Annotated in this window: 11 protein-coding genes; 9 read left to right on the top strand and 2 right to left on the bottom strand. The window is 57.0% G+C overall.

Translation table 11 applies throughout. The features are described 5' to 3' along the window. Positions 1-619 precede the first annotated feature (619 nt). Genes AB5Y95_RS10050 through AB5Y95_RS10030 form a run of 5 tightly spaced genes read left to right on the top strand, consistent with a single transcriptional unit; the run spans position 620 to position 5,382 of the window. Positions 620-1,864, top strand: a complete 1,245-nt coding sequence (locus AB5Y95_RS10050; protein ID WP_368160840.1) for an aspartate aminotransferase family protein — start codon at positions 620-622, stop codon at positions 1,862-1,864. Next, positions 1,864-2,925, top strand: coding sequence for a zinc-binding dehydrogenase (locus AB5Y95_RS10045; RefSeq protein ID WP_368160838.1), 1,062 nt, complete (start codon positions 1,864-1,866; stop codon positions 2,923-2,925). The genes AB5Y95_RS10050 and AB5Y95_RS10045 overlap by 1 nt, the downstream gene beginning before the upstream one ends. A gap of 14 nt (positions 2,926-2,939) precedes the next feature. Next, entirely contained in the window at positions 2,940-3,575 is a 636-nt protein-coding gene (locus tag AB5Y95_RS10040) for an HAD family phosphatase (protein WP_017786842.1), read from the top strand. A gap of 43 nt (positions 3,576-3,618) precedes the next feature. Next, positions 3,619-4,776: an MFS transporter gene (locus AB5Y95_RS10035; protein ID WP_368160836.1), complete on the top strand. Its 1,158-nt coding sequence runs from the start codon at positions 3,619-3,621 to the stop codon at positions 4,774-4,776. Between the two features lie 21 nt (positions 4,777-4,797). Next, the gene (locus AB5Y95_RS10030) at positions 4,798-5,382 is read left to right on the top strand and encodes a DUF1349 domain-containing protein (protein ID WP_017784124.1); all 585 of its coding nucleotides are present in this window, start codon (positions 4,798-4,800) and stop codon (positions 5,380-5,382) included. Between the two features lie 437 nt (positions 5,383-5,819). On the opposite strand, the gene kup is transcribed toward AB5Y95_RS10030, so the two are convergent. Both kup and AB5Y95_RS10020 read right to left on the bottom strand, forming a co-directional pair. Further along, entirely contained in the window at positions 5,820-7,688 is a 1,869-nt protein-coding gene (gene kup / locus AB5Y95_RS10025) for a low affinity potassium transporter Kup (protein ID WP_368160834.1), read from the bottom strand. A 525-nt stretch (positions 7,689-8,213) separates the two neighbouring features. Further along, entirely contained in the window at positions 8,214-9,395 is a 1,182-nt protein-coding gene (locus tag AB5Y95_RS10020) for a hypothetical protein (RefSeq protein ID WP_368160832.1), read from the bottom strand. Positions 9,396-10,226: 831 nt separating this feature from the next. Here AB5Y95_RS10020 and AB5Y95_RS10015 point away from each other — a divergent pair. The 4 genes from AB5Y95_RS10015 (at position 10,227) to AB5Y95_RS10000 (ending at position 15,981) form a co-directional block, all read left to right on the top strand. Next, complete coding sequence (locus tag AB5Y95_RS10015) at positions 10,227-10,826, top strand: 4Fe-4S binding protein (RefSeq protein WP_005301859.1); 600 nt, start codon at positions 10,227-10,229, stop codon at positions 10,824-10,826. Positions 10,827-10,872: 46 nt separating this feature from the next. Next, positions 10,873-13,017: a formate dehydrogenase subunit alpha gene (gene fdhF, locus AB5Y95_RS10010; RefSeq protein ID WP_368160830.1), complete on the top strand. Its 2,145-nt coding sequence runs from the start codon at positions 10,873-10,875 to the stop codon at positions 13,015-13,017. 81 nt (positions 13,018-13,098) lie between these two features. Beyond that, positions 13,099-13,497: a hypothetical protein gene (locus AB5Y95_RS10005; protein ID WP_139389600.1), complete on the top strand. Its 399-nt coding sequence runs from the start codon at positions 13,099-13,101 to the stop codon at positions 13,495-13,497. A gap of 354 nt (positions 13,498-13,851) precedes the next feature. After that, a complete protein-coding gene (locus AB5Y95_RS10000) occupies positions 13,852-15,981 on the top strand; it encodes a sigma 54-interacting transcriptional regulator (RefSeq protein WP_368160828.1) in 2,130 nt (709 codons plus the stop codon). The last annotated feature ends 6 nt before the right edge of the window (positions 15,982-15,987 follow it).

Below are 15,987 nucleotides of genomic sequence, written 5' to 3'. Positions count from 1 at the left end.
TTTATGCCAATTTACTGAGAAAAATATGCGCATTTGGTTTTTATTTTGGAATTTTAATCTGGAGTTAAAGTTTTTAATTGCCAGACACCGCCGGATGAAATCGCTTTCGTGGGTTCGCTTGGAAATCATAGGGTGACATGCGAATCCATATGGGATATTTCTATTATTACTGTTTTTGGTGGTGATTATTTATGACGGCAAGACGTACCTGTCGCAGATATATAAGTATCCAGAGCGCATTCATGCTGCTGTTTATTGGGGGTATCCTCCCCATTTTCACGTGAATGTCGATATTGTTTTTATGAATGGTGTTTTGTTTGTTTAAATGATTAGCCTGGCTATATAAGCCAGCGAATATCATCTGCCGATGTATGTAATGGCGTGAACACCCGCAATATATAAGCGAATGGTCAGCTGTGTGCATGGCTGATGCTGGTTATGAAAGTGTTTTGTCAATTATCAAGAGCGGAACCGCAATGACATTGTTCACGAAGGCATGCTGCTGACCCTGTTCGGCTACGATGGTCTGTGCCTGCTCGTTGTCTGATATATCTGCAGATAAATATAACGTGGCCGTCAATGTGCCAAGTTTTATGTATGCAAATCAAGGAGTGTATCAATGGAAGATTTGTTTGAAAAAAGCCTGTCCCGATATCGGGGAGATGGCCCCTATTTGTATGTCGATGATCGGCAGCTCATCGATGCCGCTTCCGGCACCTTCAACCTACCGCTTGGGTATACACACAAGCGGCTGGCCGAGAAATTGAAACAACAGATTGATCGATGTGCGCACCTGAGTTCTGCTTTTACATGGGAGATCTCGCAACATATTCTCGACAAGCTGACCAGATATACACCGCCAGCAATAGACAGGATCTGGCTGCGCGATGTGTCCGGCTCCGGGGCCGTCGAGTGCGCCATCCGGATGGCTCAGAAGTACACCAGACGCTCGGGCGTCATCTCGCTCTACCTGTCGCACCACGGGCAATCCCTGGCGACGGCCCAGATCTCGGGCAATGCGTTTCGCATCAAGCACTTCAATGTCAATATTGCTGGCTCGTTCAAGATCCCCACACCACCGAGCGTACTGGCGACGGAAGTTGATGAGACCTCGCTGGCAGGGTATCCTGACCTGGAGCAGATCCTGCAATTGGGATCCAACGATAATATCGCGTGCCTTATCATAGAGCCGGTGATGGGCAATGGCGGCAATATCGTTATTCCACAGGCGTTCTACCGGGCCCTGCGAGAATTTTGCCACAAGAATGGCATCGTCATTATTGCCGATGAGGTCCAGACGGGATTTGGGCGCACCGGTACTTTCTTCGCCAGCAACGGTTATGCCAAAGAGCTGGACCCGGATATCATCGTATTTGCCAAAGGGGCCGGTGGCATCGGCATTCCCACGGCCGGTGTATTGATGAAACAAAAACTCGACGTGCTGGAATCATTTGAACATTCCAGTACCTCAGGGGCCAACCCGTTATCACTAGTCGCCCTGAACGAGGTCATTGATATCATTGAGGATGAACAGCTGCTCGCCAATGTGCAGCAGAATGAGGCATTTTTGCGCGATGGTCTGTTGGCATTGCAGGAGACCCACCCCGATATTTCTGGCGTGCGTGGGCTGGGTTATATGTTCGGGTTTGATACTCCCTCGCCGGAATATGCGGCTCAGGCAATCAAGGTTGCGGCCAGCCATGGTCTGATCATTCGTGGTGCCCGTTATGGCAAGAGCAATGCATTGAAAATTCGCCCTCCCTTGATCTGTACCCAGCAACATTTGCAGGAAATTCTCACCAAGCTGGATGAAACATTTACCCAGATGCGCAGGGTTTATTCCCTGGACAAGGAGGTGGCGTGATGCAGGCATTGAAATATGTGAAAACATGGCAGGTCGAGGTGATTGAGTGCGCCGACCTTGTGTGTCTCGAAGCGGATGATGTGGTGGTCGATATCGCCGTCTGCGGTATTTGCGGGACGGATGTCGGCATCATCAGCGGTGCCTATCCGGTCGCGGTACCGGGGACGACGCTGGGGCATGAAACCAGCGGGGTGGTGCGGCGGATTGGCCGTGGCGTGACCCGGTTCCAGGTCGGTGATCGGGTCGTGGTGAATCCGACCTATGCCTGCGGCGAGTGCAGAATGTGCCAGACGGGCAATCCCAACCACTGCGAGCAAAAGATGGGGACCGAAGCCGGTGTCTCCTACGATGGTGCCTTTGCCCACCAATATCGGGCCAGGGAGGGCTTCCTGCGCAAGCTGGATGACCACGTGAGCATGGAGGCGGCGTCACTGACCGAACCCCTGAGCTGCACCATCACGGGGGTCGACAAGCTGGCGATCACCCACACCAATATCCGGGCCGCCGTGGTGGGGGCCGGCCCCATGGGCATGCTCTATCTGTGGGTCCTGCATCATAAAGGGCTCAAGCCGTTCCTGGTGGAAAACAACCCGGGGCGCAGTGAGTTCGTGAGGGCACACCTGCCGCCATCGACGAGCATCTATGAGGATTTCGAGCAGGCCCTCGAGCAGGAATATGGCCGCAAACAGAGCAATATCGACCTGTGCGTGGATACGACCGGACAACTGACCGAGCTCGTCTTCTCCCGGCTGGCACCGGGCGGAAAATTGCTCAACGTGGCCCTGAAAGAGAAGCTGGCCAGGCTGGACGTGCTGCGCATTGCAGACAAGAGCCTGTCGGTGATCGGCTCCATCGACTCGTTGAACAACAGCTTTGAACGGGCCTACGCCATGATCCGGGATGGTGCTGTGCCGGTCGCCGGATTGATCAGCCATGTGTTTGATTTCTCTGACTATCAACAGGCATTCAAGACGGTCGGCTGTGACATTGCCAAGCAGGCCATGGTGCCGCTCGTTACACCGAACTGCAAAGTGCTGGTGCGTCTTGCGGATATCCACTGACCATGAGAGACACCATGCAGTCCATGACTGTTATTTTTGATATCGACGGGGTGATCGTCGACAGCGAGCAGCTTCACTTCGATGTGCTGCGCCATCTTGCGCCAGAGCATGCCTGTTATTACCAGCCGCAACAGCTGATCGGCTTGAGTCTGGAGGAGACGCTTGAGCATATGAGGGTGCCACGGGAGCAGCAGGCCGACATCACGGCGAAGACGGTGGCAACCTACAAGGCGCAGCTGAGCGAGGCGTACCTTCGCCCCGGTGTCCGAGCCTTGATCGACGCCTTGCAAGTGGCCGGGATCCCGTTCGGGTTCGTCTCGACGGCCCCCCGGGATATCTGTCTGGCCAATATCGCGCTGCTTGGTTTGCAGGATCCCCCCAGGCTGATCTCCGGTGATGACGTGTTGCGGACCAAGCCCAGTCCCGATCCCTATCTGGCCATGCTCGACATCCTGGAGGCAAGGGGGGATCGCGTGATCGTGGTGGAAGACACCGACCTCGGGGTACTGGCGGCAACACGGGCGGGGATCGCCGCCGTGTATGGCTGGCCCCACGGGTTGTCAGAGCAGCAGCACTACCGGGATGCCACCGCCACCATCGAGCGGCTGGGCGATATTGCTCCCTTTGCCGCACTGTGTCCCGCCCTCTGAATCTTTGCTCCCTGTCAGCAGGGAGCATGTTAGGAAGTCAATCATGTCAGAACTAACCATGCCGGTGTTGATCCAGCAGCCCATCCAGGCCACCCGAAAAGCCTTTTTCATAGCCGGTTTCAGCCTGGCCACATGGGCCCCCTTGATCCCGCTCGCCAAAGAGCGGCTCCATGTCGATCACGGTGCCATGGGGGCCATCTTGCTGGCCTTTGGCCTCGGCTCTTTGCTGATGATGCCGTTGTCGGGTCTGCTGGCGGCGCGCTACGGCTGCCGGCGCGTCTTTACCTCCGCTCTGCTGGTGGTGCTGCTCACCATGCCCGCACTGGTGCTGTTGGAGCAGATGTTGCCGATGGCGCTGGCGTTGTTCGTGTTTGGGGCAGGGGTCGGTGCCATGGATGTCGTGGTCAATATTCATGCGGTCATCACGGAAAAACGGGCCAAAAAGCCCATCATGTCCGGCTTTCATGCCCTGTTCAGTCTGGGCGGCATTATGGGGGCCGGCGTAGCCAGTGCGCTGCTGGCATCCGGGGTGTCGCCCCTCCATGTGATCTTCATGGTGCAGGCGCTGTTGCTGCTACTCATGCTGTCGGCCTGGCCGGGGCTGTTGAATGAGTCACAGCCGCGGGATACCCCGTTTTTTGCGCTGCCCCATGGCAGCGTCATCATGCTGGGGGCCCTGTGCTTTATCGCCTACATCATGGAGGGCGCCATGCTCGACTGGAGCGGGATCCTGCTGCTGGGTCTGCCGGATATCCATGCCAGCCAGGCGGGGATAGGGTATACCCTGTTTGCCATCACCATGACCATTGGCCGCTTTACCGGCGATCGCCTGATTGGCAGGTTCGGGCAGCGGCGGGTGTTTGTCGCCAGCGCCCTCTTGGCCACCTGCGGCTTTGCCATGCTGGTGCTCGGTGCGTCACTATGGGGGCTGGCTTGCGCCTTCTTGTTGACAGGTTTCGGTCTTGCCAACATAGCGCCCATGCTGTTCACCGCCACGGGGCGCCAGCAGGCCATGCCGGATGCATTGGCGGTGGCCGCCGTATCGACCATGGGTTATTCCGGCATTCTGATGGGGCCGGCCATGATAGGGGGGCTTGCCCACCTGTTCTCATTGATGGGGGCGTTTGCCTGCATCACGGCGCTCTCTTGCGCGCTGTTTCTCTGTGCCCGCCGGCTCCGGCTGGGTGGATGCCCCGAATAGATTGCTGAGGAGATAACGCCTATGAACAAGGAACTCAAATCATGGTCCTGGCTCAACGAGCCGGCCAGCTGGCAGCTGGATGGCGACCGCGTGCGGGTGGTGACCGACCATCGGAGCGATTTTTGGCAACGCACCTGGTACGGTTTTGAACGCCATTCAGGCCACGTCTACGGCTGCGAGGTGGAGGGGGACTTCACGTTTCAGGTGTGTGTGGAGGGGGATTACACCACCCTGTATGACCAGGCCGGTCTGATGCTGATCCACAGCGAGCAGCACTGGCTGAAGGCGGGTATCGAGTTCAACGATGCCCAGCCCATGATAGGCAGCGTGCTGACCCATCCCCATTCCGACTGGGCAACCGGGCTCTTCCCGGGCGATGCCCGCCGCTTCTGGCTGCGCCTGACCCTGGTCAACGGCGCCTTGCGTCTGCAATATTCCTGCGACAAGCAGCACTGGCCCCTGTTGCGCCTGTGTCCCTTTGTGGCCGGCCCCCGCCACTTCATCGGCATCATGTGCTGCACGCCGGAGCGGGAGGGGCTGGCGGTCACCTTCTCCGATATTCGCCTCTCCCCGCCGCTTGGCAAGGCATTGCATGATTTGAGCTGACGCCACCCTCAGCTTGCCATGGTTTGCACCAGGAGGGCCGGGGATGAGGGAAAGTCAGCCATATGGTCGCGGTGCACGGCGCTGCGCTTGTTGCACCCTACGGCGGCGAGTCTGTTCGGATAGAGAGCGTCTGTCTTGAAACCGTAGGTTCGATTAGCGAAGCGTAATCGGACGCACGAGAACGGAAACATATCGGCAGCATGCCGGGAGTAGGGTGCAAAGAACGAAGTGAATTGCACCGCTATCAAAATATGTTCGTGGTGCACGGCGCTGCGCTTGTTGCACCCTACGGTGGGATGTCTGTGGGGGGCGCCGTGATCTGCTCCCTTCTCCCCTTGCGGGAGAAGGGCTGGGGATGAGGGGCGGTCATTGGGATTAACGGTAAAAAGAGAGAGGGAGGCCAATGCCTCCCTCCCTCTTTAGCGCAACTCACGCCATCAGATATCCACCTGGGAGCCCAGCTCAACGACCCGGTTGGGCGGGATCTCGAACTGATCCGGGGCGCGCAGGGCGTTGCGCTGCAGCAGCATAAAGAGCTTGCCGCGCAGATAGAGGTACCAGGGGCGCTCCTTCATGATCAGCGACTCGTGGGCCATGAAGAAGGAGGTCTCCATCATCCGGCAGCTCAGCCCCTCGGCGTTGCAGCGGTGGAAGATCTCCTCCACGTTGGGGGTCTCGCGCCAGCCGTAGCTTGCCACCACCCGCCAGAAGGTGGGGGAGAGCTGCTCGATGCAGACCCGGCGCACGTTGTGAACGTAGGGCACCTCTTCCACCCGCAGGGTGAGCAGGATGATCCGCTCGTGCAGCACCTTGTTGTGCTTGAGGTTGTGCAATAGCGCGTGGGGGATCACATTGACCACCCGCGACATATAGACCGCAGTGCCGGCCACCCGGGTCGGCGGGGATTTTTCCAGCGAGGCGATCATCGGCTCCAGCGAGTTGCCGTGCTCGTTGAGGCGACGAATAAGCTGGAAACGCTCGCTCTTCCAGCTGGTCATCACGGTGAACATCACCGCCCCCAGAGTGAGCGGCAGCCAGCCGCCGGAGAAGATCTTGGCGAGGTTGGCGGCAAACAGCGGCACATCGATGGCCAGCAGCGCGATAAACAGGGCGGCCACCAGGTACTTGTTCCAGTGCCAGCTGTGGCGGGCCACCGAGCAGGAGAGGATGGAGGTCAGCACCATGGTGCCGGTGACGGCGATGCCGTAGGCCGCCGCCAGATTACTGGAGTGCTCGAAGCTCATGATGACGATCACCACCGAGATATAGAGCATCCAGTTGATGACCGGAATATAGATCTGGCCGGACTCCTGCTCGGAGGTGTGCACGATGCGGATGGGTGAGAGATAACCGAGCCGCACCGCCTGCCGGGTGAGCGAAAAGACCCCGGAGATCACGGCCTGGGAGGCGATCACCGTCGCCAGGGTCGCCAAGAGCAGCAGCGGCAGCAGTGCCCATTTCGGTGCGAGCAGGAAGAAGGGGTTGGTGATGGCCTCGGGATGGGCCAGCAGCAGCGCCCCCTGGCCGAAGTAGTTGAGCACCAGGGAGGGCAGCACCACCATAAACCAGGCGCGCCGGATCGGGCTCTTGCCAAAGTGGCCCATGTCGGCGTAGAGCGCCTCCACCCCGGTGATGGCCAGCACCACGGCGCCGAGGGCAAAGAAGGAGGCGGTCTGGTACTTGGCAAAAAAGCGCAGCGCCCAGACGGGGTTGAGTGCCCCCAGCACCTCGGGGTGCTGGAAGATGCTGTTCAGGCCCAGCACCGCCAGGGTGATGAACCAGGTGAGCATGATGGGGGCGAACAGCTTGCCCACGGTGGCGGTGCCGTGTTTCTGGATGGCGAAAAGCAGGGTCAGCACCAGCACCGAGAGCGGCACTATATAAGGGTCGAGGGAGGGGGCGGCGATGTTCAAGCCCTCGATGGCCGACATCACCGACATGGCCGGGGTGATCACCACCTCGCCATAGAAGAAGCTGCCGCCAATCAGCCCCAGGATGATCAGCAAGGGGGTCCACCTGGCCGGGGTGTTGCGGGTGGCCAGCGACATCAGAGTGAGGATGCCCCCTTCGCCGGCGTTGTCGGCCCGCATCACGAAGGAGAGGTACTTGACCGAGACCACCAGGATCAGCAGCCAGAAGATCAGTGAAAGAAAGCCCAGGATGGAGGCGGGCTCCACCCCGAAACCGAACTGGCCGGAGAGGCACTCGCGCAGGGTATAGAGCGGGCTGGTGCCGATGTCGCCATAGACCACGCCGATCGCCGCCAGCGTAACGCCGGACAGGGCTTGTTTGTGATTACCGTTCATGAAGTTGTCTGTCAGTTTGAGGGTGACGATTGGCCAGCACGGGCCGCCCCCGTCTATCGGGCGTGCGGCAGGTGCCGCAGGAACGCATTAATGGATTGCGATGGGAAAGGGAGCTAACTGGATATAAAGAGGCTCATCATGGGACACAGTCTGTTCATCTGCCGTTAAGGGTATAATGACACACCCGTCGTAGGTTTATGCTCAGGTATAAATAATCAAAAAGGGGTGACTAACGAAATTATTAATTGGCCGTTGATTGAAATACCCCGCCGAGACCCTGGCAAGTGATTGTTTTAGCTGGCTATCCATTTTTGCCAGCGTTTTGCATCAAGCTGGCTGAAAAATAAACGATAAAATGCTGACCAATAAAGAGGGGCTCTGGCAGTAAAAGAGAGGGGGTAAGGCTGCAATGGAGTCTTTATTTATCAAGAGACAGCAAGTAGGGTGCAATGAACGAAGTGAATTGCACCAAGTATTAAAAGAGGCAAGAGGTGCAATGCGCTGCGCTTATTACTCCCTCCCTGACTATTTCGGTCCTTCAATGTTATCTATCATAGTTTTAATTACAGACATAGGTGTTTGTCCATGAAACATGATACGTAAAAAAATGCCGTCCATTAAAACCATTTCCTTTTTGCCATCGCCAATAAAGATTGACTTTCCGTTTTGTTTATATTGTCTTCTCCCAGTCTTGTCTAATAGGCCTTGCTCTTTATTTGTTGCAAACCGTATGGAGAAACCAAGTTTTTTACATTCATCGAGCAATGCTCCAACACATATTCCCATGCAAACTTGTTTTCGTCCAAACAGTACATCAAATTTGTACTCATCGGGGATATCTCGGCTAAATATTGGAAGTGCTAAAGGGCTATACATACAGTCAATTAATCGTCTTCTTGGACATTCAGGTGTTCCACCCGAGCTATCAAACCAGTGATTAAATATGATGTGTCCCCCAATACGCATCTCTTCTGATGCGTATACACCTAAAAATAAGCAGTTATCAATGATATCGATAGCCCATCCTTTGTCATGTGCTTTATTTAAGGTATGAGTAAGTTGGCTATCCCAAGTTTCAATAGGGAAGAACGGCTCCGGAATTTTCACTTGTTCATTTGTATCTGGGTCGACACCATTTCCAGTGCTGAGGACTGATGTAACATATAACATTCTATTCATTTGACGAGACATGCGCTGAAGTTGTTTAATCGCTTGCTCACCCTCTTGTTGAGCAAAGTAGTGTAGCGCCTGATCACATTGAGAATGTATATAGAAGTCCATAAAATCACCAATTTTAGCGTTCATCTCCCCCTCTTTAACTTCGACTATTGTTAGCCCTTTTTTAGGATCGTATTCGAGTAAATCTCCAATTTGTATAAATGAGGTCAAATCAGATATTAATGATACGGTATTTGGTTTGTTTTTTAATGATTCCTTGGCGGCTAATACCACCGACTTAAAATTACTGTTGTATAGATCTGGCTGAGGTATGGCTTTGAAAAATCTCCTTGCATAAGCGAGCTGATTTCCCAATATCTGCCATGCTATTGCATCCGCGATCCCTCGAATTATTAGCTCTTTAGATAAATCGAGTTTTTCTCCGCTTAGAACAATGTCGACAATATCATCTTGAGCTGACATCATTCCTTGGTTGGCAGAAATGTAGAATTGTTCTCTAAGTTCTTCATCTTTCCTTAGTACATCCATGTTGGGTATCTTTTCCCATAGATGACGCGAACCCTGACACGCCTTATTATAGAGGCGCCTAGTTAAATCTTCATACTTTAAAGGAAACGACTGATGACTTAGAGTTTTAACCACGTTGTATTTGACTTTTTTATGTTTCTTTTTTCCCAACTGAGATTTCTCCCAAATGTGATGAAGATAAAACTAGGCGTGATAAAATAGAATAATTAGATAGTTCAAACCTAGCCTACAATTTTCTATTTCTTAACTCTTATTACTTGATGGAACGGGTTACCAAGTCTGCCATAGTAACCGGCCAAGTGAAAAGCTAAAGGAGCAGGGGGCCAAAACCGGCTCTAGCTCAAAAAATAAGTCAATAAGTGACCTATTTTTTTCGGTTTGGCTTGATGATGACTTACCAGCCCGATAACAAAACCAAACAACTTGCCGCTCTCCCTAGCTGCTTTTGTATGCTGCCCATCCCATTTTTGGCTCTTGGCTTGCCTCCCCGGATTTCGTCCCTTTGCTTGCGTGGTTTATGGTGTCCGATCCTTGCTTTAAATCCCTCTGATCTGCTCCGTAAAGTGGTTGGGGCAGGGGCTGCCAGCCAGTGTCGACCTCGTCACTTTTGTCATGTCAAGCAGGGGGCCGGCCCCTTCGTCACCCTCGTCAGTGACGGCTAATGCCGCCTTTATTGTCCAGATTATCTTTTTATTTTCATATGGTTGTGATTTTATGACTGGCCATCTAGCGGTGTTGGTCTGATAAATGCTTTGTGGGGACAGACCGTGTTGTCGCCTGCCAGGTGGGTGAGGGCGGTCGGGTGTAACGAACCATTTAGGATCCCTCTCTATGAACAGCTTCGTGATTGCAGATCCCAGTCTCTGTATTGGGTGTCGTACCTGTGAGGTGGCCTGCGCCGTTTCACACCAGTCAGGGTCCTGCAGCGGGACCCTTGAGCGGGAGGGCGGTCTGCATCTTGCCATCGAGGATGGACATCTGGTCTCCAAGGACAGCCATTTTCAGCCGCGCCTGAAGGTGATCGTGGGCAGCAAGGTGACTACACCGGTGCTCTGCCGCCAGTGTGAAGACAAGCCCTGTGCCATGGCCTGCCCCAACAACGCCATCGTCACCGAGGATGGCTGCGTCAAGGTGCTGCAGGCGCGCTGCATCGGCTGCAAGTCTTGCGTGGTGGCCTGTCCTTACGGTGCCATGGCAGTGGTAGTGAAAGAGGTGGCCCCCACGGCCGATTCGCTCTTCAAGCGGCCGCAGACCAAGGCGCAGGCGCTCAAGTGCGATCTCTGCCAGCACCGCGAGGCGGGCCCGGCCTGTGTCGAGGTGTGCCCGACCCAGGCGCTGCGGCTGGTTACGCCGGCGCATCTTGACACCCTGAACCGGCAGAAGCAGCTGGCCAGTGCCGAGGCCCTGCTGGCGATGCCGGCGCGGGTGTGAGCGGGCTCGCCGAGCCGTTTTTCGTTAACAAACAAGAGTGTGAGTCATGAAAAAAGTCATTACCGTGTGCCCCTATTGCGGCACCGGTTGCAAGATCAACCTGCTGGTTGAAAACGACAAGGTGGTGGGGGCCGAAGGCGCCAACGGCCGGACCAACGAGGGGCAGCTCTGCCTCAAGGGCTATTACGGTTGGGATTTCTTGAACGACACCAACCTGCTGACCCCCCGTCTCAAGAGCCCGATGATCCGCCGCGAGCGCGGTGGCAAGCTCGAAGCCGTCTCCTGGGATGAAGCCATCGAGTTCGCCAGTAGCCGTCTGGTTGCCATCAAGGCGAAATATGGCCCGGACGCCATCATGACCACCGGCTCTGCCCGTGGCCCCGGCAATGAAGCCAACTATGTGATGCAGAAATTTGCCCGCGCTGTGCTTGGGACGAACAACGTCGATCACTGCGCGAGGGTGTGACACGCACCCTCAGTCTCCGGTCTGGAGACAACTGTAGGCAACGGCGCCATGAGCAACGCCATTCCCGAAATTCAAGAGACCAAGTGCCTGCTGGTGTTTGGTTACAACGCTGCTGACTCTCACCCCATCGTCGCCCGCCATATCCTCAAGGCGAAGGCAAACGGGGCCAAGGTGATTGTGTGTGATCCCCGCATGGTGGAGACCGCCCGCATCGCCGATCAGTGGCTGCCGCTCAAAAACGGTTCCAATATGGCGCTGGTCAACGCCTTCGCCAACGTCTTGATCAATGAAGGGCTCTACAACAAGGCGTTCGTCGCCAACTACACCGAAGGGTTCGACACCTTCAAGGCCACGGTGGCCAAGTACACCCCGGAATATGTGGAGGGGATCACCGGCCTCAAAGCCGCCGATATCCGCGCCGCCATTCGCACCTATGCCGCTTCGCCTGCTTCCATGATCCTGTGGGGCATGGGGGTGACCCAATACGGCCAGGCGGTGGACGTGGTCAAGGGGCTGGCGGGGATTGCGCTGCTGACCGGCAACTTCGGTCGCCGTGGCACCGGCTGCGGGCCGGTACGCGGTCAGAACAACGTGCAGGGCACCTGTGACATGGGGATGCTGCCCCACCAGTTCCCGGGTTATCAGTCGGTGAGCGACCCTGCCATCAGCGCCAAGTTTGCCAAGGCGTGGGGTGTGGAGTCACTCTCCCAGAAGCCCGGTTATCGCCTGACCGAGCTTGGTCACAAGGTGGAGGAGGGCAAGTGCAAGGCCTTCTACATCTTTGGGGAAGATCCGGCCCAGACCGAGGCAGATCTCGGTCAGTTCCGCCGTACCTTGGCGGGGATGGAGCTGGTGATCGTGCAGGATATCTTCATGACCCAGACTGCCGAGATGGCCGACGTCATTCTGCCCGCCACCAGCTGGGGCGAGCACGAGGGGGTCTACAGCTCGGCGGATCGCGGCTTCCAGCGTTTCTACAAGGCGGTCACTCCCCCCGAGAACGTGAAGCCGGACTGGGCGATCTTCTCGCTGATGGCGACCGCCATGGGGTATCCCATGGAGTATCGCGACACCGAGCAGATCTGGGACGAGCTGCGCGGACTCTGCCCGCTCTACGCCGGGGTCAGCTATGACAAGATGGCCGATCTCAAGAGCGTGCAGTGGCCCTGTCCGACCGAGGATCACCCGGGCACCAGCACCCTGTTCGAGGGGAACGTGTTCACCACCCCGAGCGGCAAGGGCCAGCTGATTGCCTCCGAGTGGCGGCCGCCGCTGGAGCAGCCCTGTGCCGAGTACCCGCTGGTGCTCTCCACCGTGCGCGAAGTCGGTCACTACTCCTGCCGCTCCATGACCGGCAACTGCTCGGCGCTGCAGACCCTGGCCGATGAGCCGGGTTATGTGCAGATCCACCCGAGTGATGCGCAAAAGCTGGGGGTGAAGGATCAGGCGCTGGTCTGGATCTCGTCGCGTCGTGGTAAGGTGATCACCCGGGCCAACTACAACGAGCGGGTCAACGCCGGGGTGGTCTACATGACCTACCAGTGGTGGATCGGGGCCTGCAACGAGCTCACCATCGAGCACGTGGACCCCGTCTCCTACACGCCGGAGTACAAGTACTGCGCAGTGAAAATTGAGCGTATCGAGGATCAGCCGGGGGCGGAAGTGTACGTCCAGACTGAATACAGCGCGCTCAAGGCGAAATTGCGCCGCGCCGCCAAAGGGTAATCGTCGTTAATAAAGTGGATCCAGGCTCTGTATACAGGGCCCGGATCCGCTCATCCTTTTTTCAGCTGGCAGGTGTCCATCATGAAAAATGAATTAAATCTTTCGTTCGGGATCTTTTATGTCTCCGCTTATTTGCTGGTGATGTTGTTAGGGATTGGGTGTTTTCTATGGCACGACGAATTGATATTTCTGCTGGGGTTTGCCTTCTTCGGCTGTTTTATCGCCGCACGCATCGCCATGAGCGCCGTGCTGGCGGCATTGAGCGTGCAGGCGGCCTGGCTCATCGCCTTTCTCTCCACCACCCTGGTCAACTGCCTGCTGGCGGGTTTGCTGGGGCTCGGGGTCTATCTCACCCATCGGGTGGTGTCGGTGGAAATAGCTGACAATATCAGTGGGTTATTGTTGGGGCTCCAGCTCTTTTCGGCCGCCTTCATCTTCGGCGGGTTGAAGCTGCACAACTACCGGCTGCTCTCCTCATGAGCCTGCGACAGCGGCAACAGGGGCAGAGGAGGAGCCAGTTGGCGGCGATATGCGGCGAATGACGGCGATAGTGACGCCATATTTGGGCGCTGCGGGAAATATCCGCTGACGGAGCTGTAATATGTGCCAGGGCCGGCTTGGTTGTAATGGGGATGGGGCTAACTTATTATGCCAGCCATCCTGCGATAATCTGCGCGATGCTATTTCAGTGCATGTTAGTTTTTATAATTAAGCGTTAAGTTTTTAAAAATTAATTATAACATCTGACTGCGATGGCTGATGCATTGTTTACCGTTGTTGCCGTGCTGCAATTGGCCGGCAAGGGTACCCATCTAGATGTAATGCGAGGCCTGAATGCTGAATGTGAGTGCCATTCCGTTGACCGACATCTCACCCATCTGGGATGACGGCTTTCTCTCCCTCTCCAAGAACCTGCTCTCCGCCGTCACCCTGGACGATTTCATCCACAAGCTGAACCGGATCCAGCCCTGCTTTCGCCAGGTGGATCGGGTCAACCTCATCCTCAACCTGGGGACGGGGGAGGAGGCGGTCTTCTACTACCTGGGGGAGCAGGGGCCGGCGCACCTCATCTGCCGCAAGGCCGATCTCCATTTTTCCCGCGAGCAGGCCATCGTGCTGCCGGCAAGCCGCTTTCGCCACCGCTGCGAACAGCTGGCGAGCACCCCGGTCTATGACGGTTTGCACTCCTACTGCCAGCTGCCCATCACCACCGCCCGCAGCCATTTGGGCGGGGTGGAGTTCATCAGCCGTGAGGCCAACGCCTTCCCGATGGAGACCCTGGCCAAGCTGACCCAGCTGGCGGCCATCGTCGCCATTGCGCTGGAGAACGTGCTGGACAAGGAGCGCACCCTGGAGCAGGCCAACTCCCTGCGCCTTGAGCGCGACAGCTGCAAGATCCTGGTGGATGTGACCAACGCGGTGATTAAGTTAGTGCGCATCGCCGAGTTGCCCCAGAGCCTGTTCACCATACTGCACCACCACGTTGGCATCAGCAGCCTGTGCCTGGCCGAGTACAACGCCACCTCCGACAGCTTCAAGAGCTATCTGGTCAATCAGCAGCAGCGCGAACAGCCCGGCATCATCAACCACTCGTGTTTTGAGAAGAACTGCCTGCAGGGGGCGCTCGGCCACAGCGAGCCCTTCTTCCTCTATCGCGAGCAGGGTCACGGCTGCCAGTCGAGCTGCCGCTTCACCTCCCAGATCCTGCCCCCCGACGCCGACAGCTCCTGCATCCTGCCGCTGCGCTATCGGGGCAACCTGCTGGGGGTGCTGATCCTCTCTCACCCCGAGGCGGATTTTTTCGCCGACCTCGATATCTCGCTGCTCGAACAAGTGGCGGCGCGCACGGCGATTGCCATGAATAACGTGCAGGCGCAGCAGGAGATCTCCAACACCACCGGCGCCAGGGAGAAGACCCTTCGGGTCGACGGGCCCGCGCCGCAGGGGGACTTTGCCCACATCATCTACCAGAGCGCCGTGATGGAGAAGGTGCTGGAGAAGGTGAAGCTGGTGGCCCAGAGCGACTGCACCGTGCTCATTCTGGGGGAGACCGGCACCGGCAAGGAGCTGATCGCCCAGGCCATTCACGCCCTGAGTGCCCGCTACGATCACGAGATGGTCAAGGTGAACTGCGCCGCCATCCCCACCGGCCTTATCGAGAGCGATCTGTTCGGCCACGAGAAGGGAGCCTTCACCGGGGCGCTGACTCAACGCATCGGCCGCTTCGAGCGGGCCCACAAGGGCACCCTGTTCCTCGACGAGGTGGGGGACATGCCGCTCGATCTGCAGCCGAAACTGTTGCGGGTCTTGCAGGAACACGAGCTGGAGCGGGTGGGCAACAGCAATCCCATCGCCATCGACGTGCGGCTGGTGGCGGCCACCAACTGCGATCTGCTCTCCATGGTCAAGAACAAGCGCTTTAGAAGCGATCTCTATTACCGCCTCAACGTCTTTCCCATCGAGCTGCCGCCCCTGCGCGAGCGGCGCGAGGATATTCCGCTCTTGGTCAACTTCTTCATCAAGAAGATCGCCAAGCGGATGCGCCGCACCATCACCTCCATCCCGGCCGACGCCATGAAGATGCTGGTGTCGCTCCCCTGGTACGGCAACATCCGTGAGCTCGAAAACATCATCGAGCGGGCGGTGGTGATGACCCGCGGCCATGTGCTCAACCTCTCGCCGGACGAGCTGCTGCCCCTCAAGGGCTTTCACAAGATAGAGACCCTGGTCTATGACGAGCCGGCCCGGGAGCTGTTTCGCGAGCCGCAGCCCGCCTTGCCGCAGGGTGACGAGGCACAGGGTGAGGATGAGCGGGTCAGCATCATCCGGGCGCTGAAGGCGTGCAACGGCATCGTCGCTGGCGAGCGGGGCGCGGCTCAGCGCCTGGGCATGAAGCGCACCACCTTGCTGTCGAAAATGAAACGGCTCGGGATCTCGGCCAAAGATCCCCGCACCCTCAACTAAGGGGCC

The sequence above is a fragment of the Aeromonas sp. R5-3 genome, assembly GCF_040908225.1.
Taxonomy (GTDB): Bacteria; Pseudomonadota; Gammaproteobacteria; order Enterobacterales; family Aeromonadaceae; genus Aeromonas; species Aeromonas dhakensis.
This window is presented reverse-complemented; position numbering and strand designations above follow the sequence as displayed.

Coding starts and splice junctions, on each gene's coding strand:
- AB5Y95_RS10050 (WP_368160840.1), top strand. CDS start 620: ATGGAAGATTTGTTTGAAAAAAGCCTGTCCCGATATCGGGGAGATGGC.
- AB5Y95_RS10045 (WP_368160838.1), top strand. CDS start 1,864: ATGCAGGCATTGAAATATGTGAAAACATGGCAGGTCGAGGTGATTGAG.
- AB5Y95_RS10040 (WP_017786842.1), top strand. CDS start 2,940: ATGCAGTCCATGACTGTTATTTTTGATATCGACGGGGTGATCGTCGAC.
- AB5Y95_RS10035 (WP_368160836.1), top strand. CDS start 3,619: ATGTCAGAACTAACCATGCCGGTGTTGATCCAGCAGCCCATCCAGGCC.
- AB5Y95_RS10030 (WP_017784124.1), top strand. CDS start 4,798: ATGAACAAGGAACTCAAATCATGGTCCTGGCTCAACGAGCCGGCCAGC.
- kup (WP_368160834.1), bottom strand. CDS start 7,688: ATGAACGGTAATCACAAACAAGCCCTGTCCGGCGTTACGCTGGCGGCG.
- AB5Y95_RS10020 (WP_368160832.1), bottom strand. CDS start 9,395: ATGGATGTACTAAGGAAAGATGAAGAACTTAGAGAACAATTCTACATT.
- AB5Y95_RS10015 (WP_005301859.1), top strand. CDS start 10,227: ATGAACAGCTTCGTGATTGCAGATCCCAGTCTCTGTATTGGGTGTCGT.
- AB5Y95_RS10005 (WP_139389600.1), top strand. CDS start 13,099: ATGAAAAATGAATTAAATCTTTCGTTCGGGATCTTTTATGTCTCCGCT.
- AB5Y95_RS10000 (WP_368160828.1), top strand. CDS start 13,852: ATGCTGAATGTGAGTGCCATTCCGTTGACCGACATCTCACCCATCTGG.